17 protein-coding genes are annotated in these 18,234 nt (G+C 65.5%); 5 read left to right on the top strand and 12 right to left on the bottom strand.

The window, feature by feature from the left end:
• Positions 1-26: 26 nt before the first annotated feature.
• Positions 27-227, top strand: coding sequence for a DUF1192 domain-containing protein (locus AC1DW9_RS14005; RefSeq protein WP_069879389.1), 201 nt, complete (start codon positions 27-29; stop codon positions 225-227).
• Positions 228-645: 418 nt separating this feature from the next.
• Entirely contained in the window at positions 646-1,176 is a 531-nt protein-coding gene (gene rcdA / locus AC1DW9_RS14000) for a protease adaptor protein RcdA (protein WP_113513280.1), read from the top strand.
• Between the two features lie 119 nt (positions 1,177-1,295).
• Here rcdA and rpmE read toward each other — a convergent pair whose 3' ends face one another.
• Positions 1,296-1,529, bottom strand: a complete 234-nt coding sequence (gene rpmE, locus AC1DW9_RS13995; protein WP_043238453.1) for a 50S ribosomal protein L31 — start codon at positions 1,527-1,529, stop codon at positions 1,296-1,298.
• A gap of 145 nt (positions 1,530-1,674) precedes the next feature.
• On the opposite strand from rpmE, the gene AC1DW9_RS13990 reads away from it, so the two are divergent.
• Positions 1,675-3,453: an ABC transporter transmembrane domain-containing protein gene (locus AC1DW9_RS13990; protein WP_441506989.1), complete on the top strand. Its 1,779-nt coding sequence runs from the start codon at positions 1,675-1,677 to the stop codon at positions 3,451-3,453.
• 445 nt (positions 3,454-3,898) lie between these two features.
• Positions 3,899-5,488 carry an EAL domain-containing protein gene (locus AC1DW9_RS13985; RefSeq protein ID WP_441506990.1) on the top strand — a complete coding sequence of 530 codons (1,590 nt, stop codon included), beginning with the start codon at positions 3,899-3,901 and terminating at the stop codon, positions 5,486-5,488.
• A gap of 12 nt (positions 5,489-5,500) precedes the next feature.
• On the opposite strand, the gene pdxR is transcribed toward AC1DW9_RS13985, so the two are convergent.
• Positions 5,501-6,949: a MocR-like pyridoxine biosynthesis transcription factor PdxR gene (gene pdxR / locus AC1DW9_RS13980; RefSeq protein ID WP_476770459.1), complete on the bottom strand. Its 1,449-nt coding sequence runs from the start codon at positions 6,947-6,949 to the stop codon at positions 5,501-5,503.
• Positions 6,950-7,031: 82 nt separating this feature from the next.
• Here pdxR and AC1DW9_RS13975 point away from each other — a divergent pair, with 82 nt between their 5' ends.
• A complete protein-coding gene (locus tag AC1DW9_RS13975; RefSeq protein WP_476770460.1) occupies positions 7,032-7,694 on the top strand; it encodes a GNAT family N-acetyltransferase in 663 nt (220 codons plus the stop codon).
• A gap of 93 nt (positions 7,695-7,787) precedes the next feature.
• Here the strand turns inward: AC1DW9_RS13975 and AC1DW9_RS13970 are convergent, their stop codons facing one another.
• From AC1DW9_RS13970 to gap, 10 genes are all read right to left on the bottom strand, one after another.
• Entirely contained in the window at positions 7,788-8,804 is a 1,017-nt protein-coding gene (locus tag AC1DW9_RS13970; protein ID WP_113513290.1) for a peptidoglycan -binding protein, read from the bottom strand.
• Positions 8,805-8,861: 57 nt separating this feature from the next.
• Entirely contained in the window at positions 8,862-9,854 is a 993-nt protein-coding gene (locus AC1DW9_RS13965; RefSeq protein ID WP_441488349.1) for a flagellar motor protein MotA, read from the bottom strand.
• A 214-nt stretch (positions 9,855-10,068) separates the two neighbouring features.
• Positions 10,069-10,857, bottom strand: a complete 789-nt coding sequence (locus AC1DW9_RS13960) for an inositol monophosphatase family protein (RefSeq protein WP_476770458.1) — start codon at positions 10,855-10,857, stop codon at positions 10,069-10,071.
• Between the two features lie 71 nt (positions 10,858-10,928).
• Entirely contained in the window at positions 10,929-11,864 is a 936-nt protein-coding gene (locus AC1DW9_RS13955) for a tetratricopeptide repeat protein (RefSeq protein WP_476770457.1), read from the bottom strand.
• Entirely contained in the window at positions 11,861-12,508 is a 648-nt protein-coding gene (locus tag AC1DW9_RS13950; RefSeq protein WP_441488199.1) for a thiamine phosphate synthase, read from the bottom strand. Before AC1DW9_RS13950 ends, AC1DW9_RS13955 begins: the two co-directional genes overlap by 4 nt.
• 2 nt (positions 12,509-12,510) lie before the next feature.
• Positions 12,511-13,665 carry a benzoate/H(+) symporter BenE family transporter gene (locus tag AC1DW9_RS13945; RefSeq protein ID WP_476776089.1) on the bottom strand — a complete coding sequence of 385 codons (1,155 nt, stop codon included), beginning with the start codon at positions 13,663-13,665 and terminating at the stop codon, positions 12,511-12,513.
• A gap of 269 nt (positions 13,666-13,934) precedes the next feature.
• Positions 13,935-15,014 (bottom strand): class II fructose-bisphosphate aldolase, encoded by a 1,080-nt coding sequence (gene fba, locus AC1DW9_RS13940; RefSeq protein WP_441488201.1) that lies wholly within the window; start codon positions 15,012-15,014, stop codon positions 13,935-13,937.
• 407 nt (positions 15,015-15,421) lie between these two features.
• Positions 15,422-16,612 carry a phosphoglycerate kinase gene (locus AC1DW9_RS13935; protein WP_441506992.1) on the bottom strand — a complete coding sequence of 397 codons (1,191 nt, stop codon included), beginning with the start codon at positions 16,610-16,612 and terminating at the stop codon, positions 15,422-15,424.
• Positions 16,609-17,070, bottom strand: a complete 462-nt coding sequence (locus AC1DW9_RS13930) for a hypothetical protein (protein ID WP_476776088.1) — start codon at positions 17,068-17,070, stop codon at positions 16,609-16,611. Before AC1DW9_RS13930 ends, AC1DW9_RS13935 begins: the two co-directional genes overlap by 4 nt.
• A 69-nt stretch (positions 17,071-17,139) precedes the next feature.
• Positions 17,140-18,150 (bottom strand): type I glyceraldehyde-3-phosphate dehydrogenase, encoded by a 1,011-nt coding sequence (gene gap, locus AC1DW9_RS13925; RefSeq protein WP_441488205.1) that lies wholly within the window; start codon positions 18,148-18,150, stop codon positions 17,140-17,142.
• Between the last annotated feature and the right edge of the window lie 84 nt (positions 18,151-18,234).

Here is an 18,234-nt window from a genome sequence, read left to right as displayed (position 1 = left end):
CGTCGCGTTTCGAAAATGAGGCAGCCATGTCGATATTTTCAGAGGATGACCGCCCCGCGCCGCAACCCATTCACCAGATCGGGCAGGATCTTGCGATGCTGTCGCTCGCGGAGATCGATCAACGCATCGAGGCGCTCAAGACCGAGATCGCGCGCCTGATGGAGATCAGGGCCAAAAAGGATGCCTCGCGCTCGGCTGCGGATGCCTTTTTCCGCAAGATAGGCTGAGGCAGGGGCTCGCGGCACGAATAGCTCAGGCTTCGTCGTGCCAGGATTCCATAAGCGCGCATCGACCGGGCCGACTGGCGCGGGAGGAGGGCAATCGTCGCCCGATCCTGCCGTTTCCTTGCGCAAATATGCTCGCGCGGCGGCGTTCTTAACCGCTCCTTAACGATTCCAAAGTATGAATCCGATCATCCAGTTTCTCTGGATGTCGAGTGGCTCCTGCCCACTCTGTTTGACGCCTCCCTGTTGACCTTCGAGCCGCCTTCGGGGCGGCTCTTTTTTGGCCTTCATGGCGTGTTAAGGTTAACAACATCTTACCAGAGTCTCGACAATGCAACGGCGCTATTCTTGCCGTTGTGACGGTATCAATCCGTGGCGCGTCCCAGACGCACACGCCTTTGTGCCGATTGGAGACGTCGCGATGACCGATATGACGCTGCTGAAGTCCGGGCCGGATGAAGGCGCACTTTCCTTTGCAAGGGGCTTCGTCAAATCGGACGGCTTCATGCTGCTGTTTCGCGAGGGCATGGCGCTGGTCGAGCTGACGGCGAGCTACCTCGATGGCGACGGCCGCGCCGAGTCGGCGGCACTCCCGCGCGATGTTGCGCTGACCTATGCGACCGAAAGCATGCGCCTGACGACGCGGCTGATGCAGATCGCCTCCTGGCTCCTGGTGCAGCGCGCCGTGGCCGAAGGAGAGATGACCGCAGAGCAGGCTCGGCTGGAGAAGAACAAAGTCAAGATCGCCGAGCCGATGCTGTCGCCGGTGCAGGAAGAGGCGATGCGCCTGCCGCAGAGGCTGCGCGATCTGATTGCCCACTCCATCCGTCTGCAGGACCGCATCCGCCACCTCGAAGGGCTGATGTCCGGTTCAGACGTGTTCGAGGTCACTCCGAACCCCGTCCAGAGCCAGATCCGCAGCCTGCAATCGCGGCTCGCCCTGCTCAACTGAGCCTGATGCGCGGGGCTCGCGACCGCGACCAATCGCCGCCCGACACGCAAAAAGCCCGGCCGCTAGGCCGGGCTTTTGTGTTTGCAGGCTGCGTCGATCGGGGACGATCGACGGCCGAATTACTTCTTGCCGAGCGCGCTGAGGGCGCCGAAGCGCGAATTGAAGCGCGAGACGCGGCCGCCGCGGTCCATCAGCTGCTGGGTGCCGCCGGTCCAGGCCGGGTGGGTCTTCGGGTCGATGTCGAGATTGAGGGTGTCCCCCTCCTTGCCGAGCGTCGAACGCGTGAAGTATTCGGTGCCATCGGTCATGACGACCTTGATGGTGTGGTAGTCGGGATGGATGCCGGTCTTCATGGCGAAATCCTCAATCGTAAGCGGGCACGGTCGATAACCAGGCTAGCTGGCCGGCCCGTCGAACAATTCGTATGAGCCTGTCGTGAAGTCGCCAGCGCAATAGCGCAGGCGAAGCGACAGCGCAAGCATGACAGGACAGTGAAGCGTGGCCGAAGATAACGAAGACCAGAAAAAGACGCGCCCCGATTTCCATTCTCTCTCCTCCTTCTGGCCCTATGCGCTGGCGCAGAAGGGGCGGATCGCGCTGGCCATCCTCGCACTGATCGTCGCCTCGGGCGCGACTCTGGTGCTGCCGCTCGCGGTCCGTCGCGTCATCGATGTCGGGTTCTCCGGCGGCGATCAGGCGCTCGCCCACAATTATTTCATGCTGCTGATCGGGGTCGTCGCCGTGCTGGCACTGGCGAGCTCGGCGCGATTCTATCTGGTGATGACGATCGGCGAGCGCATCGTTTCCAGCCTGCGCGCCGATGTCTTCACCCATCTGACCCGGCTCGAGCCCGCATTCTTCGATTCGAGCCGCGCCGGCGACCTCGTCTCGCGCCTTACGGCGGATACGACGCAGATCAAATCGGCCTTCGGTTCGGCTGCCTCGATCGCATTGCGCAATGGCATCATGTTTCTCGGTGCCCTGGCGCTCATGGTCGTGACGAGCCCCCAGCTTTCGGCCATCGTCATCGCCGCGATCCCGCTGATCGTGCTGCCGCTGGTCTTCTCCGGACGCTCGGTCCGGCGCCGGGCGCGGGCGGCGCAGGATCGTCTGGCCGATGCCTCGGCCTTCGCCTCGGAGGCGGTCGGTGCGATCCGCACCATGCAATCCTTCGGGGCCGAGCGGCAGACGGCCCGGGCCTTCGAGAGTGCCTCGAACGATGCCTATGCGGCCTCGCGCTCCGCGACGCGCTCGCGTGCCATCCTCTCAGGCGTCGCGATCTTCCTGGTCAGCGCCAGCGTGGTCTGCGTGCTCTGGGTCGGCGCGATGGATGTCTTTGCCGGCCGGATGACTGGCGGCAGGCTCTCGCAATTCGTGCTCTACGCGGTGCTGGCTGCGAGTTCGCTCGGACAGCTCTCGGAGGTTTATGGCGAGATTTCGGCCGCCACCGGTGCCGCCGGGCGCCTCGGCGAAATCCTCGCGACCAAACCGGCGATCACCGCTCCTGTGCATCCAAAGCCGATGCCCGAGCCATCGCTCGGTGAACTCGCCTTCGAACGCGTCTCCTTCTCCTATCCTGGGCGGACGGTCCTGGCGCTGCACGAGATGTCCTTCAGCGTCCGCCCGGGCGAGCGCATTGCCCTGGTTGGCCCATCCGGTGCCGGCAAGAGCACGGTGCTGCAGCTTGCGCTGCGCTTCTTTGATCCGGCGGAAGGCCGCATCATGGTCGACGGCGTCGCCGGGACCGACGCCGATCCGGAAGCCTGGCGGCAGCGCTTCGCGCTGGTGCCGCAGGAACCGACCGTGTTCGGTGTCTCGGTGCGGGACAATATCGCCTATGGCCGCCCCGGTGCGAGCCGCGAGGAGGTCGAGGAAGCCGCCCGCCTGGCCGCAGCCGACGGCTTCATCCGTGCTCTGCCGCAGGGTTACGACACTGTCGTCGGCGAGCGTGGCGTCACGCTCTCGGGCGGCCAGCGCCAGCGTCTGGCGATCGCCCGGGCGGTGCTGAAAGATGCGCCGATCCTGCTGTTGGACGAGGCCACCTCCGCGCTCGATTCGGAAAGCGAACGCGCGGTCCAGGATGCGCTCGACCGGCTGATGCAGGGCCGCACCACGCTGGTGGTCGCCCATAGGCTCGCCACCATCCTTTCTGCCGATCGCATCCTGGTTCTGGACGAGGGCCAGGTGGTGGAGGAGGGCACCCACGCGGAGCTCAAGGCGAGAGGTGGGCTCTATGCCAGGCTGGCTGCCCTGCAATTCGGGCTGGAGGCGGCGTAGCCGAGCGCCCCGGGCGCAATCTGGGCCGATGCCCAGCAATCCCGGTTTTGCGACCCGATGACGGCGGCCACGCCGTCATCGTACCCGGGCTCTTTGCTTTGTCCTCCTGCATGGCGGCGGGAGCTCGCGCCTCAATCGGATCGCCTCAAGGTCGGAGCGCTCCACGCAAGCCGCGTCGCGGGATTCAAGCGAGGCATCGCACGGCACGAGTAGAGGCTCCGTCTTGCGAGGTGAAACGGCTGGCTCTCGGAGATGTCCGGCTGTTCGCGCCGATCAAACGCGTCAGGGAATTGTAACGCCCTTGTCATTCCTGCAGGGCGCCGATTCACTATTCCTGCAGTTCGACAAGACATCGGCTCCGTCTGTGACGCAAATTGCGCAGCAGTTCCGGAACCCGTACGCTCCGCTCGTTGATGGGGTGCACGCCATTCGCGAAGGCGCAAGCGTGAAGCGTTTTCACATCATCCTTGTCGCGTCAGTGCTAGCCCTGGTCGGCGCAGTCCTTCCGATCGCCGTGATGCTCCATATTTCCTGGACGCTTGCCGTCCGCGCCGAGCAGGCCCGGCTGGAGCTGTTTGCCAAGCGGGTGATCGTGCGCGCGGAGACGGCCTTCGCCGGGGCGAGCGAGGCCCTCCGGACCATCGCCGGCACTCCGTATGAGCCTTGCACCGAGGAGCATATTGCCGCGATGCGCAGGCTCGCGATCAACAACCGCTCGATCGACGAGGTTGGGTATTTTCGCGACGGAATCCTGAAATGTACATCCTGGGGTCAGACGGCTGACAGGATTGCCCACTCTCCCGGCGACTACGTGACGGCAGACGGCATCGAGGTCATCGTCAGGATGATGCCGATGGTGAGCGGCGGCGATGCCAGGATGGCGCTGCACCACGGGGACTACAATGTCCTGATCGACCCGGTGCGCCTGGTTGACGTGATCGTCGACCCCGGCATCAAGATCGCCGTCGGCAACGAACAGGGCGTGCTGATCGGTGCCCTGAACGATCCAGATCCCGGGGTGCTGCGCGAGCTGCTCGCCAATCCGCGCACGGGCATGGATGATCACAACATCTTTGCAGCAGCCCGCGCTCAAGGCTGGGTCGCAGTGGCGGCCCAGTCGCGCGAGAGCCTGTTGAGGCCCCTCCGGCGGGAACGAATGCTGCTTCTGCCGGTCGGGGCCTTCATCGCGGCCTTCATCGTCGGCATCATCATCTGGCTGTCCCGAAAGCGCCTGTCTCCGTTGGGGGAGTTGACGATCGCGGTGCGCAACCGCGAATTCATCGTGCATTATCAGCCGATCATCGAGCTCGAGACCGGCATCTGCGTCGGTGCCGAGGCCCTCGTGCGTTGGCGGCGCCCCGATGGCTCCCTGGTGCAGCCGGATCTCTTTGTTCCGCTTGCGGAAGAAAGCGGGCTGATCATGCCGATCACCGATCAGATCATCGACGTGGTGATCCTCGATATGAAGGCGCTGCTGGTGACCGACCGGTCCTTGCACATCGCGGTCAATCTCTGTGCGGACGATATCAAGACCGGGCGGATTCTGTCGTTCATCCAGACCGCGCTCGCGCCGACGGGCATAAGGCCGCAGCAGATCTGGCTCGAGGCGACCGAGCGCGGCTTCATCGATATCAATCCGGCGCGGGAGACGATCATTCAGGCCCGCAAGCTCGGTCATTCCGTGGCGATCGACGATTTCGGGACGGGTTATTCGAGCCTGCAATATCTGCAGGGCCTGCCGCTGGACGCCCTCAAGATCGACAAATCCTTCATCGACACGATCGGCCGGAACACGGCGACCAGTTCGGTGACCTCTCACATCATCGACATGGCCAAGACGCTGAACCTGTTCATCGTCGCAGAAGGCGTCGAAACCCGGGAGCAGTTCGATTACCTGCTCGATCACGGCGTGCATTTTGCCCAAGGCTGGTTCTTTGCAAAACCGCTCCCCGCCAAGGAGTTCATCGCCTTCTATCACGACAGGCAGGCGAGCCACGGTTCGGGGCCCGATGTCATCCGGCGCGCCGCCGCCTGAACGGTCTCGCGGTTACGCCGGGAGCAACCGACCGAGTTTCGCCACAACCTCCTCGACCGTGTCGGCGGTCACGCGCGAGATGCCGAAGACGAGCCCGGTCCGGGGCGGACCAAGATGGAAGCGCGACATGGGCTGCATCGCATAGCCGTGCTGGCTGAGATGGTGAGCCGTGGCGCGATCATCGGCACGCTGATCCTTGAACCATGCGGCCAGCTGGAGGCCACCTGTACCGCCGCCGAGGTGCAGAACCTGACCGCAATGATGGCTCAGGGCCGCCATACTCATGGCCATGCGCGCGGCATAGGCAGCGTTCATCTTGCGAATATAGGCGCGCAGCCGCCCCTCTCGGATGAAATCGGCAAGCGCCGCCTGAACATGGATCGGTACAACCGCGCCTCGGAGTTGCAGGCCGACATGGGCGTCTTCCAGCAGCCAGGGTGGAACGATCGCATAGGCGACCCTTACCCCCGGTGCCAGAACCTTCGAGAACGTGCCGAGATAGGCGACGACATTGTTCCGATCGATGCCCTGCAGCGCCGCGATCGAGCGGGATGCGTACTGGAATTCGCTGTCGTAATCGTCCTCGATGATCAGAGCTCCGCTGGCTTGCGCGACCTCCAGCAAGGCCAGTCGTCGTTGCAGGCTCATCGTTGCGCCAGTGGGGTATTGATGCGAGGGCGTGACATAGATCAGCCGCGCCGGCGGGCCGGAGGCCTTGCTGACATCGATCCCTGCACTGTCGCAGGGGACCGGGACGATGCGTGCTCCGGCCGCCTGCAGCAAGGCCCGTGCCGCCGGGTATCCTGGCTCTTCCATCCAGGCGATGCTGGCATCGCTTGCGGCGGGTTGGAGCCGGATGGACGCGAGCAGGCCGATCGCCGCCCTGGTCGAGGGAAGGACGAGGACCTGCTCAGGCCGCGCGACAACCCCGCGCCGGTCGGCGACATGAGCGATGATCGCTTCCTGCAACTCGCGGATGCCACCGGCGTCGCCGTAGCCGAGATCGTGAATCCGCAGCGAGCGGGCTCGGGCGCCCAGGCATCGCGCCCAGGTTGCGTGCGGAAAACCGGCCAGGTCCGGGATGCCGGGCTCGAAGAGTTTCTGGGCGGGCGGTTCGGCGCTCGGCCATGGAGTGGTCGGCTCGGCGCGATCCGGTCCCGGGGAGGGCAGCTTCGCAACGGGGGCAACGCGACTGGCCGATCCGGACGCGGCCTCAAGATATCCTTCCGCTTTGAGCCGGTCATAGGCCAGGACGACCGTCGAGCGGGCGACACCAAGAGCGTTGGCCAAAACGCGCGTCGACGGCAGGCGCTGACCTGCAAGCAATTGGCCCTGCAGGATGCGGTCCCGTACCGCGCGGTAGACCTGTCCTTCTAGATCGCCCGCGGCCCGATCGAGCGGAGACCACACCGGATGCGGAGGTGTTGTCGCGACGTCCAAAGTGGTCTGATGAAAATCCATGAAGTGGCAGTTTATGTCCTACCGGCAATCCCGACAACTGTCGCCGGTTCCGGTCTTCAGCCCGGTTCGACATCAGGAACGCATCATGGATCTCTCACATTGGAAGGGCGTGCCGCGTCCGGAACGCGTAGCGCTGGATGGGCGATACACTCGGCTCGAGCCGCTGGAGGCTGCGCGGCACGGTAAGGATCTCTTCGCCTCAGCCCAGCAACCAGGCGCGGAGGACCGCTTCCGCTATCTGTTCGAGGAGGCGCCGGCCGATCTGGCAGCCTTCGATCCCTGGCTCGAGAAGGCGTCAGCCTCGCCCGATCCGCTGTTCTTTGCCGTGATCGACAAGAGGACCGGTCGGGCCGAGGGACGCCAGGCGCTGATGCGGATCGAGCCTGCACATGGTGTGATTGAGATCGGCAACATTCTGTGGGGACCCGCGATCGCTCGCGGTCGCGTCGCGACCGAGGCGCTCTATCTCTTTGCCAGCCATGCCTTCGACACGCTCGGCTATCGCCGTTTCGAGTGGAAGTGCAATAACCTCAACGAGCCCTCGAAGCGCGCCGCGCAGCGCTTCGGCTTCACGCCGGAGGGCGTGTTCCGCCAGCACATGGTCACCAAGGGGCGAAACCGCGATACGGCCTGGTTCGCGATGGTCGATGGCGACTGGCCGCGCCTGAAGGCCGGCTACGAGGCCTGGCTCAGCCCGGATAATTTCGACGAGACCGGCCAGCAGCGTTCGAAGCTGGCATTTTAGGATTGGCGCCAGCGTCTCGCATGCCCTTCCGGTCAAGGCGTTTGGCTGGATGGGCGCGATACGGGGTGGGGAGGCCGCAGGAGCGGCTTTCCCCTACCGCTCCGTGATCTTGAACTCGATCCTGCGATTGCGGCGATAGGCTTCGTCGTTGCTGGCGAGATCGAGGGGTTGGAACTCGCCGAACCCGGTTGCAGCGATGCGATCGGCGGGGAGGCCGCGTGTGATCAGATACTCGACAACCGCGACCGCACGCGCCGTCGACAGGCTCCAGTTGGACGGGAACTGTGCGGAGCGGATCGGGCGTGCGTCGGTGTGGCCGTCGACGCGCAGGATCCACGGGATATCGGGTGGCATCTCATGGCCGAGATCGGTCAGGATGGTTGCGAGCTTGTCGAGTTCGGCCTTTCCTTCAGGCTTCAGCACGGCTTGGCCGGCATCGAAGAACACCTCTGACTGGAAGACGAAACGGTCCCCGACGACGCGGATGTCGGGACGTGCACCGAGCACCTGCCTGAGACGGCCGAAGAAGTCGGAACGATAGCGCGCCAGTTCCTGCACGCGCTGGGCGAGGGCGACATTCAGGCGCGAGCCGAGATCGGCAATACGGGCCTGCGATTCCTTGTCCTTGGCTTCGGAAGCCTCGATGGCCTGCTCGAGCGCAGCGAGTTGCCGGCGCATGGCCTGGATCTGCATGTTGACCTGCTCGACCGTCGCCTGGGCTCTCGCCGAGAGCTGCTTCTCCGCGTCGAGCGCTTTCTGGGTGTCGGCAAGCTGGGCTGGTCCGTTCGTCGCCTGCGCTTCGAGCGCACCCTGCAAGCGGCCGCGCTCGCTCTGTTCGCGCGTCAGGGTCGATTGCATCAGGAGCAGGTTCTCCTGGGCCTGCCGGTTGGAGACGCGCTCCAGCGCAAGCAGGTCGGACAGCTCTGATATCTGGCGATTCAGCCGTTCCAGCGCGGTGTCCTTGCCGGTCAATTCCTGCGACAGGAAGAACTGACCGAGCACGAAGACCGAGAGCAGGAAGACAATGCCGATCAGCATCGTCGAGAGGGCATCGACGAAGCCGGGCCAGAAATTCAGCTGCTCACGGCGGTAGGTGCGAGACAAAGCCATGGCTTCAGGCCTCCTTCGGCTTCGCGTACGCCTTCGTCAATGAGCCCGACGAGCGGATCATGGCTCGGAGACGCCGTTTGCGGTCAGCCGCTCGATCAGGCGCTTCAGATCCTTCTCGCGCGCAGCCTGCGCCTCGACCCAATCGCGGATCAGCTGCTGTTCGGCGCGCATATGCTGGACCAGCCCCTGCACGCCTTCGGCAAGGTTCGAGATGGCCTGAGTGGCGGCGCGGTTATTGGGGCCGTCGGCCAGCGCTGCACTGAGCCGGTCGAGCTTGTCGCCGAGATTGCGGCCGATCTCGGGGGCGAAGCCGGGGGCCGCGACGGCCGAGGCCGCCTCCCGGCTGCGCGAGCCGAGCCAGCTCTCGAGTTCGTTGCGGAAGCGGCGCTGTGCCTGGCCGACCTGCAGTTCCAGGAAGCCGAGGATCAGCGAGCCCGCGATGCCGAAGAGCGAAGACGAAAAGGAGAGGCCCATGCCGGCAAGCGGTGCGGCAAGGCCGGCCTTGAGTTCGTCGAAGAGCACGCCGGCTTCAGCGCCGGTGCGCAGGCTCTTGATGACGTTTCCGACCGAGCTCACGGTTTCGAGGAGGCCCCAGAAGGTGCCGAGCAGGCCGAGGAAGACAAGCAGGCCTGCGAGATAGCGCAGGACCTCACGACCGTCGTCGAGCCTGACCGCAATCGATTCGAGTACGGAGGCCGCTTGAGTGGGGGCGAGGGTCCCGGCGTCGAGGGCCGGCAGCACGGGACCGAGCGGGGCAATGACCTGGCCGCGCTCGACATCGGCGAGCCCGGGCGCTGCGGCGAGGCGGGTCGCAGCGGCCGCTTCGCTGTTGACGCGCCAGAGCTCACGCAGTGCGATCAGCGCTCCGACCAGGAGCGCGCCGAGGATGAGCCCGTTGAGACCGGGATTGGTCATGAAGGCCGTGACGAGGCCGCCCTGGAGGATGAAGCCCAGGAATCCGATCAGGGCAAGGAACAGGATTGCGCGGATCGCGTAGCGCAGCGGCCGCGAAAAGCGGGTGGTTTCCCGTGTCGTCGCGACCGTGCCCATCTCGGCCGCTGGGACCTCTCTGTCCATGCCTCGTCTTCCGTTCGCCTGGAGCCTGCCACTCCCGGGTGATCCCGAGCCGGCGTCTCTCATCAACCATCCGGCCGTCAGCGGGGTGGACCCGAATCCGGTCACCCCTGTCCACGGCCGCAACGCTGGAGGCAGACTGTCGCCTCCCGCTGCGCCATGATCAAGCGTGAAAGATCAAAGCTGTATGTCAGCCAGCCGTCTTGAGCGCGGCGCGAAGCGCTTGTTCACCGACTTCGTTGCCGCAGATGATATCCTTGGCGCTGGTCGGCTGCTTGCCATCGAGGGTGCCGAAGGTACCGCCAGCCTCGCGGATCATCACGGCGCCCGCCGCGAAATCCCAGGTGTTGAGGCCGCGTTCCCAGTAAGCGTCCATCCGGCCGGCCGCGACATAGGCGATGTCGAGCGCAGCGGAGCCCAGGCGGCGGACATTGGCAAAGCGCGTCATGACGGCGCCGAGCTCGCGCAGAAAGAGCGGGTGGCCGCCCTTGCCGATATGCGGCACGCCCATGCCGATCAGCATGTCGGTCGGCTCACGGCGGCCGGAAACGCGCATCCGGCGGTTGTTGACATAGGCGCCCTTGCCCTTCTCGGCGATGAAGAGCTCGTCCTTGGCTGCATCATAGACGATGCCCGCGACGAACTGGTTGTCGCGCTCCAGCGCCACCGAGATGTTCCAATGCGGAATGCCGCGCAGGAAGTTATGGGTGCCGTCGAGCGGGTCGATATGCCAGCGGTTGCTCTCGTCGGTGCCGTGGACGACGCCGCTCTCCTCCATGACGAAGCCGTAGCCTGGCCTGGCCTTCTCCAGCGATTCGCGCAGGATGCTCTCGGCCTTGTGGTCGGCCTTCGAGACGAAATCACCCGGGCCCTTGGCGAGCACCTGCAGGTTCTCGATTTCGCCGAAGTCGCGCTTCAGCGAACGGGACGCCTTCATCACGGCGTCGGTCATCACGGTCATCAGGGGAGAGCGGATCATCTAAAACCTCATGCGCGCCTTGAACGCGAGAAGGCCGGCAGCGCCATCGCTCCGGCCTGGAAATTCTGCCGTCACTTGCTCGGCTGGCTCGGCGTAGTCAAGGCCGTGCCCTCGATCCGGTCGGCGGCGACGCGTGCGATCCGGTTCATCTGCTCAGGTGTCATGCGATCAAGCAACTGGTCGAGCATGGGATCGTCGAGGCCCTGGGCCCTGGCGGCGAGATGCCAGGCAGCGGCCTCGGCACTGTCGGGAGCGATGCCGCGGCCAGCCAGATAGAGACGGGCGATGCGGTTCTGCGCTATCGCATTGCCCTTGTAGGCGGCGCGCAGGAAGAGCCTGGCGGCAGCTGTTTCGTCGGTGGCGACGCCCTCGCCATTGAACAGCATGATCGCATATTCGATCTCGCCCGCGACATTGCCGCTCTGTGCCGCCTTCGCCATCCATTCGGCGGCCTTCGCATTGTCCTGCGGCACGCCGCGGCCCTGATTGTAAAGCGTGCCCAGCGCGTGTTCGGCATCGCCGATATCGGCTTTCGCGGCGATTTCGAGAGAGGCAATAGCCCGCTTGTCGTCGGCCTCCTTGCCTGTCGCGAGCAGCGCCAGGGCCAGGTTGTAGTTGGCGGCCGGATGCCCGGCTGCGGCGGCACGTTCCAGCAGCTGGCCGGCCTTGGCGGGGTCGCGCTTGCTGCTGCGCTGGTCGAGCAATGCGATGGCGAGCGCATAGACGGCGTTGATGTCGCCACGGTCGGCTGCGCGCTCATACCATTCGGTGGCGGCCGTGGTGTTTTCCGGGACGCCGAGACCCTGGCGATAGATTTCGCCGAGCAGTGTCATGGCAGCAGCGTCAGTGTTATCAGCCTCGACGCGCTTTAGCGCCTCTTCCTGAGCCCTGCGATAATGGCCAGCCTGAAGGGCGCCATAGGCAAGGTCGATATCGGCGGCCGACGCAAGCCCGGCCGGCGCGAGCGCCAGCCCGACGAGCAGCAGGTTGCGCCGAAGGCGTCTCACCGGCCGGCCTTCCGGGTTGCGCAGGCGGCAATCGCCGCATTGGCGGCCTCGACAAGGGCGCGGATGTCCTGATCTTCGCCAAAGGCCCATTCGCCGAGCGCGATGAATTCGGCGCCGGTTTCGACAAGTGCCGGCACGGATGCCGCGTCGGGCGCATAGGCGACGCATGGCGTCTCGAAGATCTCCGCCCACCAGGTGGCGCGCTCGACGACGGCCGGCAAAGGCGGCATCGAGCCGTCAGGCCGCGGTTCGCCGAACATCACGTAGTCGACGCCTGCCTCGCCGACATCCATGGCGTCGTGCCGGGCGCGCAGGCCGCCGGCGCCGATGATGCGCTCATCGCGCAGGCTGGAGCGCGCCTCGCGGATCGCCTCCGGGCCGTCGACCAGGTGCACGCCATCGGCGCCACCGCGTGTCGCAATCAGCGCGGAACCTTCGACGACAAGCGCAACGCTGTTCGACTGAACGGGCCCGGCGATGCGCTTGACGCGCTCGATCCGGCTGCGGTCGTCGCCCTCGGTGAGGCGGAGCAGCACGGCGGCGACGTCGCCGCCGGCGAAGGCCTGCATCAGGCGGAATGACATGGCCTCGGCATCCGCGACGGGCGGAGTGACGAGCATGAGGCGGGTCTGTGAGGTTGTCATGGTCATGATCTTGCGCGCAAACGGCCTGCGAGAGCGTCCAATGTCAAGACCGCAAGCCCGGCGACCAGACTCCAGAAGGCGGAACCGACGCCGAAAAGCGAGAGGCTGGACGCCGCAACGGCGAAGGTGATGACGGCGGCGAAGCGCTCGGAATCCTTGGCCATGGACTGGCCGAGCGCGCCTGTCAGCGAGCCGATGAGGCCGAGTCCCGCGACCGCGACGATCAGTGCCTTGGGCATGGCGATGATGAGCGCGAGCAGCAGACCGGCTGTCGCGGCGATGCATAGCCAGAACAGGCCGTAGGCGATGCCGGCCTTCCAGCGTTGCTTGGGGTCGGGATGAGTGTCGGCGCCCGTGCAGATCGAGGCGCTGATCGCTGCGAGATTGACCATATGCGCGCCGGTCGGCGCCGTGATGAAGGACATCAGCCCGGTGACGAACAGACTGGGCGAAGTCGGCGGATGATAGCCGGCGGCGCGCAGCACGGCGAAGCCCGGCAGGTTCTGCGCGGCCATGGTGACGAGATAGAGCGGGATGCCGATGCCGATGATCGCGGTCAGGTCAAAGCGCGGCCAGGTCAGGACGAGTTCGGTCAGCGCCATGTCGCCGCCGGGCAGGGTTGCGAGGCCGGTTCCAAAGCTCAGCGCCAGGCCGGCAGCGAGCGCGGCGATGACGCCAAGAAACGGGTTGATCAGGCGCGCGACCAGGAAGACGGCGAGCAGCGTCAGGACAAGGGCGGGTTGCAGCTTCATCTCGTCGAAGACGGCGACGACAAAGCGGAAGATGACGCCGGCGAGCATGGCCGAGGCGATGGTCATCGGAATCCGCTCGATCAGCGCGCCGAGCGGCCGGAAAGTGGCGGTCAGCATCATCAGCGCCGCAGCGGCGAGGAAACCGCCGATCGCGGCTGCGAGATCAAAGCCGCTTGCGGCCGCGATCAGAGCGGCGCCGGGTGTCGACCAGGCGCAAATGATCGGCATCCGATGGCGCCAGGACAGCCAGATGCTGGCGAGCCCCTTGGCGATGGCGAGCCCGACGATCCAGGACACCGTCTGTGCCTGTGTCGCCCCAATGGCTTGCGCCGCGGCAAGCACGACCGTGACGGAGGCGGCAAAGCCGACAAAGACCGCGACCAGCGCGGAAAAGACGATCGACATCGGGCACTACCGCGGCAGTAAGGTAAGCCGCGCAGGGAGTGCGCGGCCAGACGGGCCTTTCCTTGAACCAGAAAAGCACGGCGCCCGGAAGGGCAGGGACGAAACCGGCTCATGTCCGCGGCGCCTGTCGCGGAGCTGCCACGGCTCCCTTTTCAAAGTGAAACGCCCGGCGAAAGGCCGGGCGTTTCTGTTCGGTGGGTTCAGGCCTGGGTCGCGACTCTGCGCCGCGCCGCGCCGATCCGTCCGTCCGTCCGTCCGAGCGGTGTGACTTACGCGGCCCTGCCCGCAAAGGTCGGGTCGAGCTCGCCCTTGGCGTAACGCTTGGCCATCTCGGCGGTGGTGGCGACGCGCTTGATCTTCGAGGCCTGTCCGGCGGTGTTGAACTCCTGCAGGCGCAGCGTGCAGAGCTTGGTCATTGCCTCCATGGCGGGCTTCAGATATTTGCGCGGGTCGAATTCGCCGGGATGCTCGGAGAGGATCTTCCGGATCTGGCCAGTCATGGCCATGCGATTGTCGGTGTCGATGTTGATCTTGCGCACGCCGTGCTTGATGCCGCGCTGGATCTCCTCGACCGGTACGCCCCAGGTCTGGGGCATCTTGCCGCCATACTGGTTGATGATGTCCTGCAGGTCCTGCGGCACGGAGGAGGAGCCGTGCATCACGAGATGCATGTTCGGCAGCTTCTTGTGGATCTCCTCGATGACATGCATGGCGAGGATCGCGCCGTCGGGCTTGCGCGTGAACTTGTAGGCGCCGTGCGAGGTGCCCATGGCGATGGCGAGCGCATCGACCTTGGTCTCGGCGACGAATTTCACGGCCTCCTCTGGATTGGTCAGGAGCTGGTCGTGGGAGAGCTTGCCCTCGAAGCCATGGCCGTCCTCCTTCTCGCCTTCGCCGCTTTCCAGTGAGCCGAGCACACCGAGCTCGCCCTCGACCGAGATGCCGCCGAGATGAGCCATCTCGGTCACCGTCTTGGTCACACCGACATTGTAGTCCCAGTCCCCCGGGGTCTTGCCGTCGGCCTTGAGCGAGCCGTCCATCATCACCGAGGTGAAGCCGGCCTGGATCGCGGTCATGCAGGTCGCCGGCTCGTTGCCGTGGTCGAGGTGAACGCAGACTGGGATATGCGGATAGATCTCGGTGACGGCGTCCATCATGTGCTTGAGCATGATGTCGTTGGCGTAGGAGCGGGCGCCGCGCGAGGCCTGGATGATGACGGGCGCATCGGTCGCGTCCGCTGCGGCCATGATCGCCAGTGCCTGTTCCATGTTGTTGATGTTGAAGGCGGGCACGCCGTAATCGTTCTCGGCGGCATGGTCGAGCAGTTGGCGAAGCGTGATGCGGGCCACGATGGTCCTCCCTTTGGGCTTAGAGCGTTCGGGGAGGATTTAGTGCGGATGACCCGTCATGGCAAAGCGAAAGCGGCCGCAGCGTGAATGCAGTTCGTGGCCGCGCGCTCCAATGAGGCGCGCCTGCTCGGCAAAGTCGCCGGTATGGTCTCGGCCATCGTGACCAGGCCTGCAGGGTCATGTCCCTGCTTTTGGACGAGCTCTTCCGGGGAGCGCATAGCCGAGCATATGTCCAAGGATGACTGAGGTTCAGTCACCGGGCCCGCAGCCAGAAGGCCGGTGATGCCGATCGGCAACCAGCGCGGCCCCGGCCAGCCGACGAAGTCGGCAGGCACGTCGATTGTTCGATTGGAGCCCTGCCAGACCTGCTGTGCAGACGTGGAACAGGAAGATGAAGGCGTTGCGGCTTACCGCGTCCGCAGCGCCTCGACCCCCGGCAGGGCCTTGCCTTCCATCCACTCGAGGAAGGCACCGCCCGCCGTCGAGACATAGGACAGGTCGTCGGCGACGCCAGCATGGTTCATTGCTGCAACGGTGTCGCCGCCGCCGGCAACGGCCACGAGCCGGCCGGCCTTGACGCGCTCGGCCGCAGCCTTGGCGACTGTGACCGTCGCCGTGTCGAAAGGATGCAGCTCGAAGGCGCCGAAGGGGCCGTTCCACACCAGCGTCCTGACGGTGTCGAGCTTGAGCACGACCTCGGCGACGCTGAGCGGGCCAGCATCGAGGATCATCTCGTCGGCAGCGACCTCGGTGATCGGCACGACGCGGTGTCCGGGATTGGCCTTGAACTCACGGGCGACCAGCGCATCGACCGGCAGCATGATCTCGCAGCCCGCAATCCTGGCCTTCTCGTCGATCTCGCGGGCGGTAGCGAGGAGATCATGCTCGCAGAGCGACTTGCCGACATCGACGCCGCGCGCGGCCAGAAAGGTATTGGCCATGCCGCCGCCGATGGCGAGGACGTCGACCTTCTTCACCAGGTTGCCGAGCAGCTCGAGCTTGGTGGAGACCTTGGCGCCGCCGACGATCGCCATGACCGGGCGGGCGGGATTGTCGAGCCCGGCGCTCAGCGCTTCCAGCTCGGCCTGCATGGTGCGACCGGCATAGGCCGGCAGCACATGGGCGAGGCCCTCGGTCGAAGCATGGGCACGGTGGGCAGCGGAGAAGGCGTCATTGACGAAGATGTCGCCATTGGCGGCGAGCGCCCGGACGAAGGCGGCGTCGTTCTTCTCGTCGCCCGCATGAAAGCGGGTGTTCTCCAGCAGCAGGACTTCGCCACTCTTGGCCGCGGCGACGGCCTTGGCGGCGTCCTCGCCGATGCAGTCATCGACGAAGATCACCGGCTGGCCAAGCTGATGGGCAAGCGCCATGGCGACCGGCTTCAGCGAATCCTTGGGATCGCGACCCTTCGGCCGGCCGAAATGCGCGAGCAGGATGACCTTGCCACCTTTCTGCGAGATCTCGCGAATGGTGGGCAGGACACGGTCGATGCGTGTCGTGTCGGTGACCTTGCCGGCGTCCATCGGCACGTTCAGGTCGACGCGGACAAGCACGCGCTTGCCGGCGAGATCGGCGTCGTCGAGCGTGCGGAAGCTCATCGTGGCAGAAGTCCCGGAAACAGGCCCGGCACGCCGAACTTCAGCACCAGGATGGTGAGCAGCACGGTGAGAACGGCAGTGACGAGGGCGGTCGTGAACAGGGTCGCCGAACGAGGAGTCGCGTCGACGCGTTCGCGCAGCGCCGCAACCTCCTGGCGGATTCCCGCGAAGTCCATGGCGCCGGTCGCGGTCTCGACCTTGGCCGCACTGCGCTCCAGCGAGGCTTCGGCTCGGGTGAAGACGGCCTCGTAGCGGGCAAACTTCTCCTCGATGCGCGCCGCCTTGTCTTCGATGCGAGAGAGTTGGTCGAGCTTGCGCGGCTCCGCGGTCGGCGCCACCTCTTCGGTCCGGCTGGCTGCGGAGAGAGCCGTCACCGTTGCTCCCGATGCGCCGGGCGCAGCGATGGAGGGTTCGGGGAGGCTCGCCGGCGCGGCGACGGTCGGCTCGATCTTGGTCATGCGCGTTCCGTTCGTTCGAGAAGGGTCAGGCGGGGCCCGGCAGCGCGCGGGGTCCCGCCGGCCGTTGCGTCAGATGAGCTTCGCCATCGCGACGGCAGTGTCGCTCATGCGGTTCGAGAAGCCCCACTCGTTGTCGTACCAAGCCAGGATGCGAACGAACTTGTCGTCCAAAACCTTGGTCTGGTCGAGCGCGAAGGTCGACGAAGCCGGGTCGTGGTTGAAGTCGATCGAGACGTTCGGCTGGTCGGTGACCGCGAGGATGCCCTTGAGCGGACCGCGCTTCGAGGCCTTGATGATGGCTTCGTTGATCTTCTCGACCGTGGTCTTGCGCTTCGAGATGAACTTGAAGTCGACGACCGAGACGTTCGGGGTCGGCACGCGGATCGAGGTCCCGTCGAGACGGCCCTTCAGCTCGGGAATGACGAGGCCGATCGCCTTGGCGGCGCCGGTCGAAGTCGGGATCATCGACAACGCGGCAGCACGGCCCCGATAGAGATCCTTGTGCATCGTATCGAGCGTCGGCTGGTCGCCGGTATAGGCGTGGATCGTGGTCATGAAGCCTTTGTCGATGCCGACCGCGTCCTGCAGCACGCGCACGACTGGCGCGAGGCAGTTCGTCGTGCAGGAGGCGTTCGAGACGACGAGATGGTCCGTGGCCAGGGCGTTGTTGTTGACGCCGAAAACCACGGTCAGGTCGGCGCCATCGCAGGGCGCCGAAACCAGCACGCGCTTGGCGCCGGCGGCGAGATGGGCGGCCGCCTTGTCGCGGGTCGTGAAGATGCCGGTGCATTCCAGCGCGATGTCCACGCCGAGCGCCTTGTGCGGCAGGTCCTTGGGATCGCGGATCGCCGTGACCTTGATCGGTCCACGGCCGACATCGATCGTGTCGCCGGAGACTGTCACGGTACCGGGGAAGCGGCCGTGGACGGAGTCGAAGCGGAAGAGATGGGCGTTGGTCTCGACCGGGCCGAGATCGTTGATCGCCACGACCTCGATATCCTTGCGCTTCGACTCAATGATCGCGCGCAGAACATTGCGCCCGATGCGGCCGAAGCCGTTGATCGCCACCTTGACCGTCATCTCAATCCTCTCCTTCGCCGATTCACGGCGGGTTGGCCGTTATTCACGCGGGCAAATCGGCCAAAGCATGGCCAAACGCAAGTG

The sequence above is a fragment of the Allobosea sp. P4_E12 genome, from assembly GCF_056401655.1.
The sequence above is the reverse complement of the archived record's forward strand: the minus strand, read 5'-3'. Positions and strand labels throughout refer to the sequence as shown.

Bases quoted from the DNA above. Each gene is read 5' to 3' on its own strand.
- AC1DW9_RS13960 (WP_476770458.1), bottom strand. From the start codon at position 10,857: ATGATCCGCTCTCCCCTGATGACCGTGATGACCGACGCCGTGATGAAG.
- rcdA (WP_113513280.1), top strand. From the start codon at position 646: ATGACCGATATGACGCTGCTGAAGTCCGGGCCGGATGAAGGCGCACTT.
- AC1DW9_RS13945 (WP_476776089.1), bottom strand. From the start codon at position 13,665: ATGTCGATCGTCTTTTCCGCGCTGGTCGCGGTCTTTGTCGGCTTTGCC.
- AC1DW9_RS14005 (WP_069879389.1), top strand. From the start codon at position 27: ATGTCGATATTTTCAGAGGATGACCGCCCCGCGCCGCAACCCATTCAC.
- AC1DW9_RS13965 (WP_441488349.1), bottom strand. From the start codon at position 9,854: ATGGGCACGGTCGCGACGACACGGGAAACCACCCGCTTTTCGCGGCCG.
- AC1DW9_RS13930 (WP_476776088.1), bottom strand. From the start codon at position 17,070: ATGACCAAGATCGAGCCGACCGTCGCCGCGCCGGCGAGCCTCCCCGAA.
- AC1DW9_RS13970 (WP_113513290.1), bottom strand. From the start codon at position 8,804: ATGGCTTTGTCTCGCACCTACCGCCGTGAGCAGCTGAATTTCTGGCCC.
- AC1DW9_RS13935 (WP_441506992.1), bottom strand. From the start codon at position 16,612: ATGAGCTTCCGCACGCTCGACGACGCCGATCTCGCCGGCAAGCGCGTG.
- gap (WP_441488205.1), bottom strand. From the start codon at position 18,150: ATGACGGTCAAGGTGGCGATCAACGGCTTCGGCCGCATCGGGCGCAAT.
- rpmE (WP_043238453.1), bottom strand. From the start codon at position 1,529: ATGAAGACCGGCATCCATCCCGACTACCACACCATCAAGGTCGTCATG.
- pdxR (WP_476770459.1), bottom strand. From the start codon at position 6,949: ATGGATTTTCATCAGACCACTTTGGACGTCGCGACAACACCTCCGCAT.
- AC1DW9_RS13950 (WP_441488199.1), bottom strand. From the start codon at position 12,508: ATGACAACCTCACAGACCCGCCTCATGCTCGTCACTCCGCCCGTCGCG.